Here is a 225-nt window from a genome sequence, read left to right on the forward strand (position 1 = left end):
AGGAAGGAACACGATCGTGTCTAAAGAAAAATTTGAACGTACGAAACCGCACGTAAACGTTGGTACTATCGGCCACGTTGACCACGGTAAAACAACTCTAACTGCTGCTATCTGTACTACACTTTCTAAAGTGTACGGTGGTGAAGCGAAAGACTTCGCATCTATCGATAACGCTCCAGAAGAGCGTGAGCGCGGTATCACAATCGCAACTTCTCACGTTGAGTA

Annotated in this window: 1 protein-coding gene; it reads left to right on the plus strand. The window is 45.8% G+C overall.

The features are described 5' to 3' along the window. Positions 1-16 precede the first annotated feature (16 nt). On the plus strand, positions 17-225 hold a 209-nt coding region (locus A3712_RS23895; protein ID WP_231891883.1), incomplete at its 3' end, for a GTP-binding protein.

The organism is Vibrio sp. HI00D65 (assembly GCF_001635455.1).
Classification (GTDB): Bacteria; Pseudomonadota; Gammaproteobacteria; order Enterobacterales; family Vibrionaceae; genus Vibrio.